Source organism: Mesorhizobium kowhaii, assembly GCF_042431665.1.
GTDB lineage: Bacteria > Pseudomonadota > Alphaproteobacteria > Rhizobiales > Rhizobiaceae > Mesorhizobium > Mesorhizobium kowhaii.
Window position 1 is genome coordinate 199014 of record NZ_JBHLYT010000030.1, and the last position, 17609, is coordinate 216622.

General features: G+C 62.3%; 14 protein-coding genes. 5 read left to right on the forward strand and 9 right to left on the reverse strand.

Annotated features, from left to right (window positions below):
- The 7 genes from ACFFNA_RS18460 to ACFFNA_RS18490 all read right to left on the reverse strand — a co-directional run.
- Positions 1-859 (reverse strand): E3 binding domain-containing protein (locus ACFFNA_RS18460; protein ID WP_378920501.1); only part of this gene is annotated, 859 nt, incomplete at its 3' end.
- A 3-nt stretch (positions 860-862) separates the two neighbouring features.
- Positions 863-1861: an alpha-ketoacid dehydrogenase subunit beta gene (locus ACFFNA_RS18465; RefSeq protein WP_378920503.1), complete on the reverse strand. Its 999-nt coding sequence runs from the start codon at positions 1859-1861 to the stop codon at positions 863-865.
- The gene (locus tag ACFFNA_RS18470) at positions 1861-2889 is read right to left on the reverse strand and encodes a thiamine pyrophosphate-dependent dehydrogenase E1 component subunit alpha (RefSeq protein WP_378920505.1); all 1029 of its coding nucleotides are present in this window, start codon (positions 2887-2889) and stop codon (positions 1861-1863) included. Before ACFFNA_RS18470 ends, ACFFNA_RS18465 begins: the two co-directional genes overlap by 1 nt.
- Before the next feature lie 2 nt (positions 2890-2891).
- Positions 2892-4220: an NAD(P)H-dependent oxidoreductase gene (locus ACFFNA_RS18475; protein ID WP_378920507.1), complete on the reverse strand. Its 1329-nt coding sequence runs from the start codon at positions 4218-4220 to the stop codon at positions 2892-2894.
- 333 nt (positions 4221-4553) lie between these two features.
- Positions 4554-7106 (reverse strand): patatin-like phospholipase family protein, encoded by a 2553-nt coding sequence (locus ACFFNA_RS18480; protein ID WP_378920509.1) that lies wholly within the window; start codon positions 7104-7106, stop codon positions 4554-4556.
- A 155-nt stretch (positions 7107-7261) separates the two neighbouring features.
- Positions 7262-8026 (reverse strand): phosphodiesterase, encoded by a 765-nt coding sequence (locus tag ACFFNA_RS18485; protein ID WP_378920511.1) that lies wholly within the window; start codon positions 8024-8026, stop codon positions 7262-7264.
- A 74-nt stretch (positions 8027-8100) separates the two neighbouring features.
- Entirely contained in the window at positions 8101-8889 is a 789-nt protein-coding gene (locus ACFFNA_RS18490; RefSeq protein WP_378920513.1) for a 3-hydroxybutyrate dehydrogenase, read from the reverse strand.
- Positions 8890-9126: 237 nt separating this feature from the next.
- On the opposite strand from ACFFNA_RS18490, the gene ACFFNA_RS18495 reads away from it, so the two are divergent.
- Both ACFFNA_RS18495 and ACFFNA_RS18500 read left to right on the forward strand, forming a co-directional pair.
- Positions 9127-9873 (forward strand): acetoacetate decarboxylase, encoded by a 747-nt coding sequence (locus ACFFNA_RS18495; protein WP_378920515.1) that lies wholly within the window; start codon positions 9127-9129, stop codon positions 9871-9873.
- Positions 9874-9935: 62 nt separating this feature from the next.
- The gene (locus tag ACFFNA_RS18500) at positions 9936-11096 is read left to right on the forward strand and encodes a patatin-like phospholipase family protein (RefSeq protein WP_378920615.1); all 1161 of its coding nucleotides are present in this window, start codon (positions 9936-9938) and stop codon (positions 11094-11096) included.
- Positions 11097-11301: 205 nt separating this feature from the next.
- On the opposite strand, the gene ACFFNA_RS18505 is transcribed toward ACFFNA_RS18500, so the two are convergent.
- Together ACFFNA_RS18505 and ACFFNA_RS18510 are read right to left on the reverse strand one after the other, a co-directional pair.
- Positions 11302-12903: an inorganic phosphate transporter gene (locus tag ACFFNA_RS18505; RefSeq protein WP_378920517.1), complete on the reverse strand. Its 1602-nt coding sequence runs from the start codon at positions 12901-12903 to the stop codon at positions 11302-11304.
- A gap of 126 nt (positions 12904-13029) precedes the next feature.
- Positions 13030-14244, reverse strand: coding sequence for an ROK family transcriptional regulator (locus ACFFNA_RS18510; RefSeq protein ID WP_378920519.1), 1215 nt, complete (start codon positions 14242-14244; stop codon positions 13030-13032).
- A 207-nt stretch (positions 14245-14451) separates the two neighbouring features.
- Here ACFFNA_RS18510 and ACFFNA_RS18515 point away from each other — a divergent pair, with 207 nt between their 5' ends.
- The 3 genes from ACFFNA_RS18515 (at position 14452) to ACFFNA_RS18525 (ending at position 17607) form a co-directional block, all read left to right on the forward strand.
- Positions 14452-15690, forward strand: coding sequence for an extracellular solute-binding protein (locus ACFFNA_RS18515; protein ID WP_378920521.1), 1239 nt, complete (start codon positions 14452-14454; stop codon positions 15688-15690).
- 187 nt (positions 15691-15877) lie between these two features.
- On the forward strand, positions 15878-16762 hold the full coding sequence (locus ACFFNA_RS18520; protein WP_111544368.1) for a carbohydrate ABC transporter permease: 885 nt from the start codon (positions 15878-15880) through the stop codon (positions 16760-16762).
- Entirely contained in the window at positions 16762-17607 is an 846-nt protein-coding gene (locus tag ACFFNA_RS18525) for a carbohydrate ABC transporter permease (protein WP_378920523.1), read from the forward strand. The genes ACFFNA_RS18520 and ACFFNA_RS18525 overlap by 1 nt, the downstream gene beginning before the upstream one ends.
- The last annotated feature ends 2 nt before the right edge of the window (positions 17608-17609 follow it).

Genomic DNA, 17609 nt, shown 5'->3' on the forward strand with positions numbered 1-17609 from the left:
TGTCGTTGACCGACAGCTTGTAGGCGGGTGCATCACCCTTCTCGGTCTTCTTCATTGGCGCCGCGGCATTGATCTGCGTGCGCAATGCCAAGAGCGCATCGAGTTCGCAGTCGAGCGTCAGGTAGAAATGCGGGATGGTGGTCTTGGCCTCGACCAGGCGGCGCGCGATGGTCTTGCGCATATTGTCATGCGGGACGAGTTCATAGGAGCCTTGCTCGAACAGTTTCAGCACCTGCTCGTCCGACATCGCCTTCACCGGCGCGGCAGGAGCAGCAGCCGGAGCCCCAGTGGGGGCTGCCTTGGCGGCAGGCTTGGCGCCGCCACCGGCAATCGCTGCGTCGACGTCGGCCTTCACCACCCGGCCGTGCGGGCCGGTGCCGGATATGGCGGAAAGGTCGAGGCCCGCTTCACGGGCCAGACGGCGAGCGAGTGGTGTTGCGCGCGCGACCGACGGCGATTGGCCGATCTCCCCTCTTGTGGGGGAGATGCCCGGCAGGGCAGAGGGGGGCGCGACAGAATGAGACGTCGGCGGGACAGCGCCCCCCTCTGTCGACTTCGTCGACATCTCCCCCATGGGTGGGGAGATTGGAGCCCTGTCCACCTTATCCCCATAGGCTTCGCCGTCGGCGTAGATCCAGGCAACCGCGGCACCAACCGCAATGTCGATCCCCTCCTTGCCGGTGACGTCGCGCAGGACGCCGCTGGCCGGCGCATCGATCTCCATTGCCGCCTTGTCGGTCTCGATCTCGAACAGCACATCGCCCTTGTTGACCCTGGCGCCTTCCTCGGCGAACCAGCGCGAGATCTGTCCGGTCGCCATGTCCATGTCGACCTTGGGAAGAATGACTTCGGTCGGCATCGATCAGCGAACCCCTCTCACGAGGTCACGCGCGGCCGCGATGATGTCGGGAACCTGCGGCACAACAGCCTTTTCCAGCTCCGGATTGTAGGGGATTGGCGTCTCGGCGCCGCCCAGCCGCACGATCGGCGCGTCGAGGTAATCGAACGCCTCGCTCTCGGCGATCATGGCGCTGACCTCGGCACCGATGCCCAGCGTCTTGACCGCTTCGTAGACGCACATCAGCCTCGACGTCTTCTTGACGCTGTCGATGACGGTCTGCTTGTCCATCGGCCGGATGGTCCGGAGATCGACGACTTCGATGTCGATGCCTTCGGCCTCCAGGGCGGCCGCAGCGTCAAGCGCCTTGTGCACCATGATCGAGGTGGCGACGATGGTCAGGTCGCGGCCCTCGCGGCGGATGTCGGCCTTGCCGATCGGCACCGTGTAATAGCCCTCGGGCACCGGACCCTTCATCTTGTAGAGCAGCTTGTGTTCGAAGATCATCACCGGATCGGGATCGGCGACCGCCGCTAGCAGCATGCCCTTGGCATCGTATGGCGTCGCCGGCTGGATCACCTTGAGGCCCGGCACATGGCCGAGCCAGGCCTCGAGGCTCTGGCTGTGCTGTGCCGCGGCACCCGTGCCGGAGCCGGCGGGAAAGCGCATCACCACCGGAACCGAAACCTCGCCGCCCAGCATGAAGCGCATCTTGGCCGCTTGGTTGACGATCTGCTCCATGGCGAGCGTGGCGAAATCGGAGAACTGGAACTCGAAGATCGGCCGCATGCCGGTGAGAGCGGCGCCGACCGCCACGCCCGCGCCGCCCAGTTCCGAAATCGGCGTGTCGATCACTCGCTCGGTGCCGAAGCGATCGACCAGATCGCCGGTGACCTGGAAGGCGCCGCCATAGACGCCGATATCCTCGCCCATCAGGAAGACGCGTTCGTCCATGTCCATGGCAATCGCCATGGCTTCCTGGATCGCCTGGGCGTAGCTCAGTTCACGCACCATCGCGTCCATCACGCCTGCTCCGTGTAGACATAATCGCCGGTGTCACGGACATCCGGAGACGGGCTCGCCTTGGCGAACTCGATGCCGTCGGCGATTTCCTGCGCCACTGCGCCGCGAATGGCCTCGATGCCCTTGTCGTCGATGAAGCCGAATTCGCGCAGCTCGCTTTCGAACAGGGTGATGGGGTCGCGGTTCGACATCCAGTCCTCGATCTCCTCCTTGCTGCGATAACGGTTGCGATCGCTCTTGGAATGGCCGCGATGGCGATAGGTCTTGGATTCGATCAGCGTCGGTCCCTCGCCCGCGCGTGCACGCTCGACAGCCTTGTTGGACGCCTCGGCGACCTCCGAAAAAATGTTGCCGTTGACGATGACGCCCGGCATCGAATAGGCGGCGGCGCGCTCGGCGATGTTCTTGACGGCGGTCGAACGCGCCGTCGATGTCGACATGCCATAGCCGTTGTTCTCGCAGACGAAGATCACCGGCAGCTTCCAGATCGCGGCCATGTTCAGCGCTTCATGGAAGGCGCCTTCATTGTTGGCGCCATCGCCGAAGAAGGAGACCACGACCTTGCCGGTCTTCATCATCTTGGCGGACAGTGCCGCCCCGACAGCGATCGGAATGCCGCCGCCGACGATGCCATTGGCGCCGAGATTGCCCTTGCCGACATCGGCAATGTGCATCGAGCCACCCCGGCCCTTGCAGTAGCCGGTGGTCTTACCGAAGAACTCGGCGAACATGCGCTTGACCTCGGCGCCCTTGGCGATGCAGTGGCCGTGGCCGCGATGCGTCGAGGTGATCTGGTCATCCTCGGCAAGCGGCATACAGATGCCCATGGCGCTGGCTTCCTGGCCGATCGACAGGTGCATGGTGCCGTGGATGAGGCCGCGCGTGTAGCACTCCTCCGCACCCTCCTCGAAGCGCCGGATGAGGTACATCTTGTAGAGCACATTTCTGAGCTGCTCGGCGTTGTACTGGCGGTAGACGAAGGGCAGGTTGGCGCGACTGTCGGCGACGGCTTTGCTGGCTCCGGCCATGATCAGGCTCCCACGGACCCGTAGACGAGCTTGTCCTGGCGGGCGCGCAGTTCGGCGATCTTGGAGCCCGGCGCGGGAGCGGCATTCGCATAGGTGATGAGCTCGCCCTTCTTGATCGGCTGGGTCACCGAGCCGCCCTGCAGCAGGCCGCAGGGAATGGCCTTGGCGGCACGCGCTTCCGGCGACGTCATGATCCAGGCGCGGTAGCAATATTCGCCGATGGCATCGAGCTTCTCGCCCGGCTTCATGTCCTTCTTGGCCACCGCGCAGACTTCGGCCACCGGCTTGGTCAGCGGCACCATGTCGGCCTTGCCGTAGAGCACGACGCGGGCGCAGGTCAGCGGCACTTCGAGCGAGGTCAAATGATAGGGGCGGTGGAAGGTGAAATACGGTCCCTTGCCCATTTTCAGATCTTCCATGCGCTCCGAGATGCGCGGATGCGACATGTCGGCGACGACAAAGACGCCGGGCGCGACACCCTTGCCAATCGAGTAGTCGACCACGCCGACCTTCGACAGCACGCCGCCGTCCTTTTGCGGCACCAGAACCTTGGACAGTTCGCCAAGCGTCGCCGCCGGGCCGTGCATGCCGGGCTTGTCGGGCACCAGCCCGGTGGCGTTGGCGATCGCCGCCATCTCGACCATGGTCTTGGAGCCGTCGACGAATTCGACCAGCATGCGCACATTCATGTGCCGGCGCTTGGCCTCCTCCTCATAGTCGGGGGGCGTGGCATCGATGTTGAGCGGATTGTTCTTGCCCTTGCCTGCGGCGACGATCGGGTGACCCATCGCCGAGACGAATTCGATCAGCTCCATGCAGGAGGACGGCTCGTCGCCGGCACCCAGCGAATAGGTGACGCCGAGCCGGTCGGCCTCGCTCTTCAGATAGGCGCCGATGGTGACGTCGGCCTCGACATTCATCATCACCAGATGCTTGCCATGCTCCATGGCGCGCAGGCCGATCTCGGCGCCGACGGCCGGGACGCCGGTCGCGTCGATGACGACATCGATGAGATCATTGTTGATGATCAGGTTGGCGTCATTGGTGACCGCCACCTTACCGGCCTCCATTGCAGCCGTCATCGCCGAAGCGTTCGACACTTCGCGCGCGTGGCCGGTTTCCTGGAAGGCGATATCCACCGCTCTGCTGGCGGCGGGCAGGTTCAGTTCGGAGATCGCGCCGATCTCGATGCCGGACATATGGGCGACGCGGGTGACGATGTCGGTGCCCATCTCGCCGGAGCCGATCAGGCCGATGCGGATGGGCTTGCCCGACCTGGCGCGTTCCTCGAGATCGCGGGCAAGCCCCGTCAGCGAAACATTGGAAGCCATACCGCTCATTCCTCCCGTAGTGCAGGCTCTTTGATTGCTCGACCGGTATTGAACATCTGTATTTCTGTCAAGACTAATGTCCAAATTTGCATGCTTTTAACGCGCCTGCCGGAAGACGTGTCGTGTCGAAAAAGAGACGTGGAGGGCTGCAGCCCTGCAGTCAGCCGATCCGCTTCGACGGCGGCCTGCGGCCACCAGATGTGGCTTGCGATGTGAGGGAACGACGCTGATCTAGGATCGCAGATGTTGAAATCGCTATGAAGACATTGAAATGCCGATCGGCGGCAGTCCGGAATTCCTGGGTCAGCTGTTGAGTCGCCAGCAGCACATCGCCTAAATCATCCCATCCTGCTGGCGTTGCACAATTTTCTCCACGGCGTCTTGCGGCACGTTGAGCTGCGCCAGCGCCCTTCGCACGATGCTTGGCCAATCCTGCATCGGGCAGCTCTTTAAGCCGGCAAAACGATCTTTGCCGATGAAGAAATTGCGCGTCGCGTGGAAGCCGAGCGCCCGATAGACCTCGAATTGCTCTTCATTGAAGAACTGATCCAAGGTCGTTTGATGGGGGAATTGCGGGTAACGCCGACGATAGTCGCGTATCATGTCGCTTTCGTCACCGCTCATACATGACTTGATGTAGATCAGCACGCCGTGCTCGTCTTCTCCATAGTCAATTCTACCGATCGCGACGTGGGGGCCATGGAACGGCTCCTCATCGGTAGGGCTGTCGTTCAGCTTCTCCTCGGTTGCCTGCGCATTCGAGCGTCGAAGCTCGGCCCAAGGCAGATCTATCAGAATGCCGAGATCAATTCGTGCATAGCGCTCGACCCGAATGAGCGAGTTGAAATCGAGCGTCGGGTCGGCCTCGGCGTCGGCCACGACGATAACCTTACAGCGCCTTTTTAGCAGCTCATAAAGGCCCAGATTGTCGAAATGGCCTCCATCCGTCAGGTAAACATTGCTTGTCAGTTCATCGACTTTGCCCAACGCTTCCTTGGCAAAGTACCAGGGCGCGACATGGGCCAGCCATCTCCGCAGGCCCGACCGGTCACCGACGAACCGCGGGTTTGGAAGCCAGTACCCCAGGCGTACGTTCAGCGCAGCTAAGCTGAAAGTCAGGGCGCGGATGGTGTTCGCCCCCATATTTGCGGATGCCGCCGCTCCCGAGATAGCCATTGCCGTGCCAATATTGAGATTGCGGTCGGCCTGCTCAACTGAATCCGTCGCGACGTAGCCCGTTGCCTGGCTGCCGGTATAGAGTGGGCTGAGAAAGAAGGCATCGGCACTGCGACCACGCCTGCCGAGATAGGGTGAGCCCTCCAGATTGACCGTGGTGTTTATGATCAGATACGGCGAGAACCAAATGGAATCAGCCCAGTTTCCTGGTGAGCCGGGCTTCAGCGACGTCAATTTGAACTGATCGACATCGGTCTCCCGTTTTCGCGCTTTCCGGTCTTTGAGCCATCGCTTCAAGGGAGCGAGCACGCGCTTTTTTTCAACAAGTTCGCTCTTGGCGCCGTCTCTCAGCTTGTCCAGCCGCCAAAGGAATGCCCTGCTCAGACGGTCCCGGTAGTAGCCGTGGAGCGAATTCGCGTTTGGCGTAACCAGCAATGAGAAAACAATGAGCAGGCCGGCCACGATCGCATAGTTCTCGCGTGCATTTCCGGTGACAGCTGCCGCGTCGCCACCGCTAATTCCCGCATAGGACAGGCTTAGATAAACCACCCACAGGAATATCGGCACCACCACAGACAGGCAGTACAACAGGACCTTGGAAGCCAGATGTCTAGCGATTCCGGTCCACGAATTGTCGCCCTTCGAGGCAACCACAACGGCGATAAGCTTGTTGCCAAAGGCGGCAAGCCCGGCCGACATGCCGACAAGGACACTCCAGAGCCCGCTCAGTGAGTTCGGCATATGGATCAAGGCGCACCCGACCCAGTTGATCGCTTTGCAATCCTTTGGTGGATTCGCCGCGTCGAAGAGGCCGGCGAGAACGTAAGCCTGAAACTCGAAGAAGGCGATCAGCAGGCACACGATAAAGACAAATGCAAAAACCCGGCTGGTCGTTTCTCGCTCTACAAGCGTGGTCATGCGATCGGGCCGCTTCGAAGGCCAAAAAGCAAATATCGAATAGCCAATCTGGATAAGGCCAAATGCAGTCACCAGAACGATCGACCAAAAGAAGACGCTTTGCGAATTCCTGGTCAATTTTTCGAAGATGGGCAGCCGCAGTGACGCTTCCGTCGGGTTGATCAGGATGGTCAGCCAGGCAAGCGTCACAAGAGCCGCAAGGAAAATCATCGCGTTGACCAGCAGTCCACGCAGCAGCACCACGAGGCCGACAATGACGTCGATAAATCCATTTGGCGCCAGATAGTTGGAATAATGCCGAATGTGCTGGGTCTCGAGGGACTCCGGACCGCCGAGTGTGCTTGTGAACGGAAAAACACCATCCGTCTGCATCAGCCCGGCGACCAGCGACGTGCCGATGTAGCCGCCTCCGGAAACCGTCGATAGGTAATCGACATTGTCGAACACCTTCGGCTGGTCCTCTTCGGTGATGGACTCCAGCGCCTGCAGAACGCCCATGCAAAATGCCGCCGAACGAACGCCTCCGCCTGAACACGCAAGGCCTGTCAGGTCGCGCTCCGCCTCGATTCTGGGATAAGGGTCACCGCGCTCATCCGCCGTCCCCGATGTCACCACATGGACCCGGGCCGCACGGCTCGCCGCCACGGACGGCGCATTCGGCGGTCTCTTCCCGCCCTTTTTGTCCACCGCACGTCTGGCGGCGATCAGTTCTCGGCGACGGCTGACAACGGAAGCCTCGGCGATCATCACATCGTAGAACGAAATCGGGAGTGTTTCAGCGTCTCCAGACATGACATTGCTCGGGTGGCAAGAGAACTTTCCGACTGAGAAGATGCTCCCGAAGCGCGAAAAATGACATGGTGCGATAGCCCATGAACGCGATTTCTGTTTCACTTGATCGATGGGCAACGGGCCGGCGCACGTGATTCATCGCCGGGCCAGCCAAATCAGGCGGCTGCGCTGTCTAGAAAATCGTGAAAATGCACGATCACCCCATCCGCATCGATCAGGATCACGGCATAGGCCGGCGGCTCATGGCCGAGGCTCCAGCTCTGCGAGAAATCGAGCGCGGTCTGATGATTGGTGCTGCGCAGCGTGCTGACGGGAATGCCGCGCCAGTTGCCGGCGATCAGCCGGTGGACGTGTCCGGCGAAGATGTGGCGGACATTGCCGTGACGCAGCAGAACCGCATGCAAGGCATCGGCATCGGCGAGCCGGACACGGTCGAGCTCGGGGATGTGTATCCGGAACGGCGGATGGTGCATGAAGAGGAAGACCGGCCGATCGCGGGCCTCTTGCAACCGTTCATCCAGCCAGTCGAGACGCGCTGCGCATAGTTTGCCTTCGACATGTCCGCTGTCCAGCGTGTCGAGCAGGATCAGGCGGCCTTCGCGGCTGTCGACGACGCTCTGGACAAAACCGCGCTCTGCGGCTGCCTCCGGAAACATCTCGAGAAACAGCGCCCGGTCGTCATGGTTGCCGAGCATCAGCCGGCAGGGCAGACCGAACCCTGCCAGTCTTTCCCTCAGCGCAGCATAGGCGGCGCGCTCGCCGTCATTGGTCAGGTCGCCGGAAATCACCACCAGATCGGCGTCGGCATGGTTGCTGCCGATGTCGGCAAGGCAGGCTTCCAACCTGGAGAGCGGATTGGAGCCGTATAGAAGACCGCCCGGCGTCATCAGATGCGGATCGGATATCTGGATGACTTTCATGGACCTGACCGGAATGCTTTCCTGCCGGCGCGCCTGGCGGCACCAGCCGGCAAACGGAACGCCTTGACTACCCTCTACTGTGCGGTCCAGCCGCCGTCCATCGGCAAGGTGGTGCCGGTGATCTGCTTGGCTGAGTTCGAGCACAGGAACAGCGTCAGCGCCGCAAGCTCGTCGACGGTGACGAACTCCTTGGTCGGCTGCGCCGCCAGCAGCACGTCGTGCTTGACCTGTTCCTCGGTCATGCCGCGCGCCTTCATCGTGTCGGGAATCTGCTTTTCGACCAGCGGCGTCCAGACATAGCCCGGCGCGATCGCGTTGACGGTGATGCCGTCAAGCGCCACCTCGAGCGCCACCGTCTTGGTCAGTCCCGCAATTCCGTGCTTGGCCGACACATAGGCTGATTTGAACGGCGAAGCGACCAGCGCGTGCGCGGAAGCCGTGTTGATGATGCGGCCCCATTTGCGTGCCTTCATGCCGGGCAGCGCCGCCTTGATCGCATAGAAGGCGGCGAGCAGGTTGATACGGATGATGGCTTCCCATTTGTCGTCCGGGAAGTCCTCGATCGGCGCGACATGCTGGATGCCGGCATTGTTGACCAGGATATCGAGACTGCCAAACGCAGCCTCGGCCTCATGCACCATGGCGCTCACCGCCGCACCGTCCATCATGTTGGCATCGGAGTAGCGGCACTTGACGCCGAAATCCTTCTCGATGCCGGCCCGCTCCTGCTCGATTGCAGCGGCATCGCCCAGACCGTTGATGGTGACGTTGGCGCCTTCGGCGGCAAAGGCGCGGGCGATGGCCAGACCGATGCCGCTGGTCGAGCCGGTAACGAGGGCGTTCTTCGAGGACAGGGAAGCCATGATGATCTCGCGAGAGGTGGGAGGGAACGAAAGACGGTGCGGCCTTGTGCACCGCAGCATGACAATGCCATGGCGATATGTCGGCGCGATTACAGCATTGCGACACCGCCTTGGCCCCTGGCGCCGTGGTCTTTGAGCTGACACGGCTCTGTCATGGTGCCGTGCAACATAATCAATTGCGCATTCGCGCGTTCATTCCTGAACGAAATTTGATCTGAAAGAAACCGGGGGTGCAGCTTGGAAATCGCCGATGTCCTGAAGCGCGCCTATGCGATGCCGCTGACCAACCCGTCTTTCCCGCCCGGGCCATATCGTTTCTTCAACCGCGAATACGTCATCATCACCTATCGCACCACGCGCGAGGCCCTGGAGGCCGTCGTGCCGGAGCCGCTGGAAATTGACGAGCCGCTGGTCAAATACGAGTTCATCCGCATGCCGGACTCGACCGGCTTCGGCGACTACACCGAGACCGGCCAGGTCATACCGGTGCGCTACAAGGGCGAGCACGGCGCCTATGTCCATTCGATGTATCTCGATGACGATGCGCCGATCGCCGGCGGCCGCGAGCTGTGGGGCTTTCCCAAGAAGCTGGCCAACCCCAAGATCGTGCATGAAGGCGAAGTGATCGTCGGCACGCTGCACTATGGCAGCGCTCTGTGCGCCACCGGCACCATGGGCTACAAGCACAAGGCCGTCGACCGCGATCCGGTCCTCGCTTCACTGGCAGCGCCCAATTTCCTGATCAAGATCATCCCCCATGTCGACGGCACGCCGCGCATCTGCGAGCTGGTCCGCTACCACCTCACCGACATCACGCTGAAGGAAGCCTGGACGGCGCCCGCAGCGCTCGATCTGCGGCCCCACGTCATGGCCGACGTGGCGCGGCTGCCGGTCCTCGACATCGTGTCCGCCGTCCACTTCACCGCCGATCTGACGCTTGGACTGGGCGAGGTGGTGCATGACTATCTCGCCGACCGCGCCTGATCGCATCAGCCAACCGGTTCTCGGACAAGATCATGCTCAAACAAAAGTCGGAGACCAAAGCCGTGCTTGAACGCAATCGCAAGAAGGAGGCCACGGCCACCATCGAGGAAATCTCGGCGCAGTATGACCGCATCGCGCTGGTGTTTCAGGGTGGCGGCGCGCTCGGCGCCTATCAGGCCGGGGTCTATCAGGCACTGGCCGACGCCGGCTGCGAACCGAGCTGGCTTTCCGGCGTGTCGATCGGCGCCATCAATGCGGCGATCATCGCCGGCAATGAATCAAGCCGCCGCCTGCAGCGTCTCGAGCAATTCTGGCAGACGATCTCGGGCCGCAAGATCTGGGCCTATACACCGGAAGGCGATATCTACCGCGACATCCGCAACCGCACCAGTTCGTGGATGACGATGACAATGGGCCAGCCCGGCTTCTTCAAGCCACGCAATCCCAATCCCTGGTTCGAACAGCCGGGAGCCGACGGCGCCACCAGCTTCTATGACACGGCCGAGTTGAAGGAGACGCTGGAAACCCTGATCGACTTCGATATCCTCAACGACGGCAAGAAGCGGCTGAGCGTCGGCGCGGTCAATGTCAGGACCGGCAACTTCGTCTATTTCGACACCGAGAAAGTGCGCATCGAACCGGAGCACATCATGGCAAGCGGCGCGCTGCCGCCGGCCTTTCCGTCGATCCGCATCGAGGGCGAATACTACTGGGATGGCGGCATCGTCTCCAACACGCCGCTGCAATACCTTCTCGACCAGGAAGAGGACCGCTCCTCGCTGGTGTTCCAGGTCGACCTGTTCAGCGCGCGCGGCACCTTGCCACGCGGCATGGCCGACGTGCTGTCGCGGCACAAGGACATCATGTATTCCAGCCGCACGCGGCAGAACACCGACAATTTCCAGCGCATCCATGCGCTGAAGATGAAGCTGCTCGAGGCGCTGAAGCGCGTGCCAGCCGAACTGTTGAAGGAAGGCGAAAAAGAGCTGATCGAGGACTATTCGCAGGCCGGCGTCGTCAACATCGTCCACCTGATCTACCAGCACAAAGGCTATGAGGGACACGCCAAGGACTACGAATTCTCCGGCACCTCGATGCGCGAGCACTGGGAGATGGGGCTGGAAGACACGCAGCGCACGCTGCGCCATCGCCAGTGGCTGACACTGCCGACCAATGTCGAGGGCGTCGCCATCCACGATCTGCACCGCGAGGATCCAACCTGACGTCTTAGCTGGCGCCTTCGTCTGACGAGGGCATCGGCAAATCCACAGTTCACCGGCCAAGGCCTTCAGGCGTATGGGAATGTGCCCGAAGGCCTTGCCTTGAATGACACGTGGCCGAACACAATCCCGAACACGCCACAGCCGCCCCAAACGAAAAACGGCGCCGAAACCGGCGCCGTTTTCATTTCAATGGTTGATTGTCTGCTCAGAACACCTGGCGGAAGATGATGAACAGCACGAAGGCGAGCGTGATCGAGCACGGCAAGGTCAGCACCCAGGCAAGCAGCAGATTGCGCACCGTCGACCATTGCAGCCCCGAACCGTTGGCGGCCATCGTTCCGGCGACGCCAGACGACAGTACGTGGGTTGTCGACACCGGCAGTCCGAGCCGGTCGGCCATGCCGATGGTCACCATCGCGACAAGCTCCGCGGCGGCACCCTGGCCATAGGTCAAATGGCTTTTGCCGATCTTCTCGCCGACCGTGACGACAATGCGTTTCCAGCCGACCATGGTGCCGAGGCCGAGCGCCAGGGCGACGGCGACCTTCACCCAGATCGGGATGAACTTCGTCGCGTTGTCGACGGCCTTGTGGTAGTCGGTGACCGCTTTCAGATCGGTCGCCTCCATCGGCAGCAACTTCTTCTTGTCGATCAGCTTGAGCGCCTCGCCGATCAGGTAGATGTCATTGCGGGCGTTGCTGACCAGATCGATGGGCACGTTGTCGACCGAGGCATAGGGCTGCAGGCCTGCTGTCGTGTTGTGGATGTAGGTCTGCAGCGCGACCGTCGTCTGGTCGCTCCAGGTCCTGGTCCGCACGGCATCCTGGACAGCGGCCTTGGCATCGGTGACGGTGACGCCAGGCTTGGCATATTTGCCCAGCGCCTGCTCGACGCTCGCGGAGGCCGACTTGTAGGCTTCGAGATAGTTGATGTCGGGCGTGCGGTTCAGCGCATAGGCCGTCGGCACGACACCGATCAGGATCAGCATGATCAGGCCCATGCCCTTCTGTCCGTCATTGGAGCCGTGCGCGAAGCTGACGCCGGTGCAGGTGAAGATCAGCAGGGCGCGGATCCACCACGGCGGCGGCGTGTTGCCTTTCGGTGCTTCGTAGAGCGCCGGATTGCGCACCAGCAGCTTCATCACATAGAGCAGGATCGCCGCCGCGAAGAAGCCGATGATCGGCGACACCAGCAAGGTGATGCCGACATTGGTCGCCTGCGACCAGTCGACACCGCTGGTGGCGCTGCCGGCAGGCGCCATGAACTGGTTGGCGAGGCCGACGCCGATGATCGAGCCGACCATCGTGTGCGAGCTCGACGCCGGCAGGCCGAGGAACCAGGTGCCGACATTCCACAGGATGGCGGCAACGAGCAGCGCGAACACCATGGCAAAGCCGGAGGAAGAGCCGACCTGCAGGATCAGTTCGACCGGCAACAGCGACAGGATGCCGAAGGCCACGGCGCCGCTCGAGGTGAGAACCCCGAGGAAATTGAAGGCGCCCGACCACATGACCGCGAACTCGGCCGGCAGGGAGCGTGTGTAGATGACTGTCGCCACCGCATTGGCGGTATCATGGAAGCCGTTGACGAACTCGAAGCCGAGCGCGATCAGCAAGGCAATACCGAGCAGGATCCACGGCACGGTCTTGGCCTCTGCCAGATCCTGGCTGAGCGCGTAGCCGACATAGACAACGCCGATGAGCACCAGCACGCCGAAGGCCGGCAGGAACCACTTCGCGCTACCCGAACTATCCAGCGGATGATCCGGTCTCGGAATGCCCGCTTCACTGGAAACTATATCCACCATGTCCCACTCCTATTGCATTGCAGCAAAGAACCGAGAAAGACGCTATGTCCGCACAATGAACCCTGTGTGACGATGTCGGCCGCCATGTCCGCGAATGCGCCGGGGGAAGCGTGGTGACCGATGCTCTCAGGCGCCGCTGGAGCGCGTCTTCAGGATCGCCGAAAACAGCGGATCGAAGGCGCGGCTGATCGGCGCCGCGGCAGCACCGAGCGCGATCGACCAGGGATCGGTGGTGCCGAGTTGCAGGCGCGGCAAATTCCGCCCTGGCCGGTCGGCGATCGACGGCAGCAGCGGATGCATCGCCTCGACCAGCCGGCGGGCCAGGGCTTCCGGCGCTCCGCTGGTCAGGATGACGGTCTGCGGATCGAAGATCGTTTCGATGAGATGCACGCTCCAGCGCAGATCATGCGCTGCACCATCGATCCAGGCCATGATCTTGGGATCCTCGGCCATGACCAGCGCATTCATCTGTTCGTAGATGTCTTTGTCGGCCGGGTTGAGGTCGAGATGCTGGTAAAGCGAAGCCAGCGACGCGCGATGTTCGAGCGGCGTCGAGCCGGGGCCGGCCGGCGACAGCAGCGCCATGCCGATCTCGCCGGCATTGCCATGGCCGCCGCTGTAGAGCTCACCATTGAGGATCAATCCGGTGCCGATGCCGTAACCGACGTAGAGGCAGACCGCGTGATCGACGCCGTGCGCCGCGCCAACGATGCGTTCCGCCGTCGCGCAGGCGGCGGAGTCGTTCTGCAGGCTGACATTGAGGCCCGTGCCTTCGGCCAGAGTCTCCAGCAGTGGGAATTTCTGCCACGCCGGCATCATCCATTTGTCGTCCGAATTCTTCAGCCCGAAAGGACCCGGCATGGCGACGCCGAGGCCGACTAGCCTCTCTTCGGACTGGGCGGAGATCTCGGAAAGTTCACGTCGGACGCCGCCGACCAGGCCGAGGATCACCTCGACGCCCTTCGATGACTCATCGAACGGCAGGTTGGCCTCGGCCCGCGCCAGCACGCTGCCGACCAGGTCGACGGCGACCGCCCGCGTCAAATGGCGGTCGATCTGCAGCCCGATGGCGAAGGCGCCTTCGGGAACAAGCCTGTAAGGGGTCGAGGGCTGGCCTCTGCCCTTGCGCACCGCATCGAGAGCAACGACCAGGCCATCGCTTTCGAGGTCCTCGATGATGTTGGAGACCGCCTGCTTGGTGAGTTGGGTCGCCCGTGCCAGATCGGCGCGCGACAGGGCACCATTGAGACGCAGCGCCTCGATCATGACACGACGGTTGTGGGCGCTCGTGCCTTCCTGATTGGTGCCGCTCTTGGCGCGGATCGGGCTGATATCGTCCACCGGCGTTTCCCTCTTGACTCCATTAGGATATTGATCGACTAATTAAGTCAAGCGAATTGACTTAATGGCGAAACAGACCGCAGAAGAAGACGGCCAGGGCTTTGTGCCAGTCGCCGCCCACGGTCGGGGAAACATTGGGTCACGTGACATCAACCCGGGAAGGCAACGCAAATCGCCGGCCCGCCACATCGGAAATGGGAGAAGAAGATGCTGAAATCGATCGGTAAGACACTCTTGGGCGCAGTCTTTGTCGGAGGACTGTTCGTTCCCCATGCTTTCGCCGAAACGTCGATCAATGCGCTTTTCATGGCGCAGGCCGCCTACAGCGAGGCTGACGTGCGCGCCATGACGGACGCCTTCACCAAGGCCAATCCCGACATCAAGGTCAATCTCGAATTCGTCCCCTATGAGGGCCTGCACGACAAGACCGTGCTCGCGCAGGGGTCGGGCGGTGGCTACGACGTCGTGCTGTTCGACGTCATCTGGCCGGCCGAATACGCCACCAACAAGGTGCTGGTCGACGAGTCTTCTAAGATCACCGACGACATGAAGAAGGGCGTGCTGCCCGGCGCCTGGACCACGGTCGTGTATGAAGGCAAATACTACGGCATGCCGTGGATCCTCGACACCAAATACCTGTTCTACAACAAGGAGATCCTGGAAAAGGCCGGCATCAAGACGCCGCCGAAGACCTGGGAAGAACTCGGCGAACAGGCCAAGATCATCAAGGACAAGGGCCTGCTGAAGACGCCGATCGCCTGGAGCTGGTCGCAGGCCGAGGCCGCGATCTGCGACTACGCAACGCTGGTCAGCGCCTATGGCGGCGAATTCCTCAAGGACGGCAAGCCGGACTTCCAGAATGGCGGCGGCGTCGCGGCGCTGAAATACATGGTCGACAGCTACAAGTCGGGCCTCACCAATCCCAATTCCAAGGAGTTCCTGGAAGAGGACGTGCGCAAGGTCTTCGAGAACGGTGACGCCGCCTTCGCGCTGAACTGGACCTACATGTACAACATGGCCAACGATCCGAAGGACAGCAAGGTGGCGGGCAAGGTCGGCGTTGTGCCGGCGCCAGGCGTCAGCGGTACCAGCGAGGTGTCGGCCGTCAACGGCTCGATGGGCCTTGGCGTCACAGCGGTCTCAAAGCATCCGGACGAGGCCTGGAAATACATTGAATTCATGACCTCGCAGGCGACGCAAAACCAGTATGCCAAGCTCTCGCTGCCGATCTGGGCATCGTCCTATGACGACCCGGCCGTCACCAAGGGCCAGGAAGAGCTGATCGCCGCCGCCAAGGTCGGCCTGGCTGCCATGTACCCGCGCCCGACCACGCCGAAGTACCAGGAGCTGTCGACCGCCTTGCAGCAGGCGATCCAGGAATCGCTTCTTGGTCAGTCTTCGCCGGAAGACGCCTTGAAGACCGCCGCGCAAAACAGCGGCCTCTAAGACGTTGCTCTCCAACCACGGGCGGCACTACAGCGCCGCCCGTCCACTTGGACGGGCAAAGGACGCTGTAGCGCTTTCTGATCTTGCGCATGATCCTTTCCGGAAATCGGTTCCGATTTCCGGGGTCATGCGCGAGTGCCGCCCGTGCTATTTCTGAAATCTCGATGAATGAAGAGGGGCTGCTCCGATGTCGGGCACCTGGATGACAACCCGTGCATGGCTGCTGATGCTGCCACTGCTCGTGGTCATGGTCGCCGTCATCGGCTGGCCGCTGGTCGATACCGTCGGGCTTTCATTCACCGACGCCAAGCTTGTCGGCACGGGCGGCAATTTCGTCGGCTTCGACAATTATGCGAACATGCTGTCGAGCTCGAATTTTTCGCGCACGCTGGTCACCACGACACTCTTCGCGGTGATTTCGGTCGCCGCCGAAATGGTGATCGGCGTTCTCGCGGCGCTGCTGCTCAACCAGCAGTTTCATGGCCGCGCCATCCTGCGGGCCTTGATGATCCTGCCCTGGGCGCTGCCGACGGTGGTCAACGCCACGCTGTGGCGGCTGATCTACAATCCCGAATATGGCGCGCTGAACGCCGCCCTCACACAATTGCACCTCATCGACGCCTACCGTTCCTGGCTCGGCGAGCCGGGTACGGCGCTGGCGGCGCTGATCGTCGCCGACTGCTGGAAGAATTTTCCGCTGGTGGCGCTGATCGCGCTGGCAGCGCTGCAGGCGGTGCCGCGTGACATCACTGCCGCCTCACTCGTCGACGGCGCCGGGCCCTTCAACCGCTTCCGCTTCGTCATCCTACCCTATCTCGCCGGCCCGCTGATGGTCGCGCTGGTGCTGCGCACCATCGAGGCCTTCAAGGTCTTCGACATCATCTGGGTTATGACCCGCGGCGGCCCGGCCAACAGCACCCGCACGCTGTCGATCCTCGTCTACCAGGAGGCCTTTTCCTTCCAGCGCGCCGGATCCGGCGCGTCGCTGGCGCTGATCGTCACCTTGCTCGTCACCGTGCTGGCCGTCGCCTATGCGGCGCTGGTGCGGAAGACCGCCGGGAGTGCCGCCTGATGGAACGCCAGAGCCCCGCCTTCAGCATCCTCATCCATGCCTGCGCTTTGCTGCTCGCCGCCGTCATCCTGGCGCCCATCGCCTGGCTGTTCATCATGAGCATATCGCCTGCCGCCGACCTTGCCGCCAAGCCGCTGCGCTGGTGGCCGCAAAGTGCTGACTTCTCCCGCTACCAGCAATTGCTGTCGACGGCCGAAAACAGCGCCGGCGCTGCCTTCACCTCATCGCTGCGCAACAGCCTCGAGATTGCCGGCATGGCGACCATCGCGGCGCTCGCCTTGGCGATCCCCGCCGGCTGGGCCGTGTCGCGCACACCGTCGATCGGCTGGTCGCTGTCGATGGTTATCGCCACCTATATGCTGCCGCCGGTGGCGCTGGCCGTGCCGCTCTATATGGGCCTGTCGTATCTCGGCCTGCTCAACAATGTCTTCGGTCTGGCACTGGTCTACCTGACCATACTGGCGCCCTTCACCACCTGGCTGATGAAGGCGGGCTTTGACTCGATCCCGCGCGAAATCGAGGCGGCGGCGATGATCGACGGCACCGGCCTGTTCCAGACTTTGCGCATCATCACGCTGCCGCTGGCCGCACCTGTAATGGCGACATCGGCGCTGTTTGCCGTGCTGCTTGCCTGGGACGAATTCTTCTATGCGCTGCTGTTCACCTCGGACCAGCGCGCCAAGACCTTGACCGTCGCCATCGCCGATTTGGCCGGCGGTCGTGTTTCCGACTACGGATTGATCGCCACGGCCGGCGTGCTGGCCGCCTTGCCGCCGGTGCTGATCGGCCTAGTCATGCAGCGCGCCCTGATCTCCGGCCTGACCAGCGGCGGTGTGAAAGGATGACG

Excerpts from the sequence above, each read along its gene's own strand:
- ACFFNA_RS18465 (WP_378920503.1), bottom strand. The coding sequence starts at position 1,861 with ATGGACGCGATGGTGCGTGAACTGAGCTACGCCCAGGCGATCCAGGAA.
- ACFFNA_RS18470 (WP_378920505.1), bottom strand. The coding sequence starts at position 2,889 with ATGGCCGGAGCCAGCAAAGCCGTCGCCGACAGTCGCGCCAACCTGCCC.
- ACFFNA_RS18475 (WP_378920507.1), bottom strand. The coding sequence starts at position 4,220 with ATGGCTTCCAATGTTTCGCTGACGGGGCTTGCCCGCGATCTCGAGGAA.
- ACFFNA_RS18480 (WP_378920509.1), bottom strand. The coding sequence starts at position 7,106 with ATGTCTGGAGACGCTGAAACACTCCCGATTTCGTTCTACGATGTGATG.
- ACFFNA_RS18485 (WP_378920511.1), bottom strand. The coding sequence starts at position 8,026 with ATGAAAGTCATCCAGATATCCGATCCGCATCTGATGACGCCGGGCGGT.
- ACFFNA_RS18490 (WP_378920513.1), bottom strand. The coding sequence starts at position 8,889 with ATGGCTTCCCTGTCCTCGAAGAACGCCCTCGTTACCGGCTCGACCAGC.
- ACFFNA_RS18505 (WP_378920517.1), bottom strand. The coding sequence starts at position 12,903 with ATGGTGGATATAGTTTCCAGTGAAGCGGGCATTCCGAGACCGGATCAT.
- ACFFNA_RS18515 (WP_378920521.1), top strand. The coding sequence starts at position 14,452 with ATGCTGAAATCGATCGGTAAGACACTCTTGGGCGCAGTCTTTGTCGGA.
- ACFFNA_RS18520 (WP_111544368.1), top strand. The coding sequence starts at position 15,878 with ATGTCGGGCACCTGGATGACAACCCGTGCATGGCTGCTGATGCTGCCA.
- ACFFNA_RS18525 (WP_378920523.1), top strand. The coding sequence starts at position 16,762 with ATGGAACGCCAGAGCCCCGCCTTCAGCATCCTCATCCATGCCTGCGCT.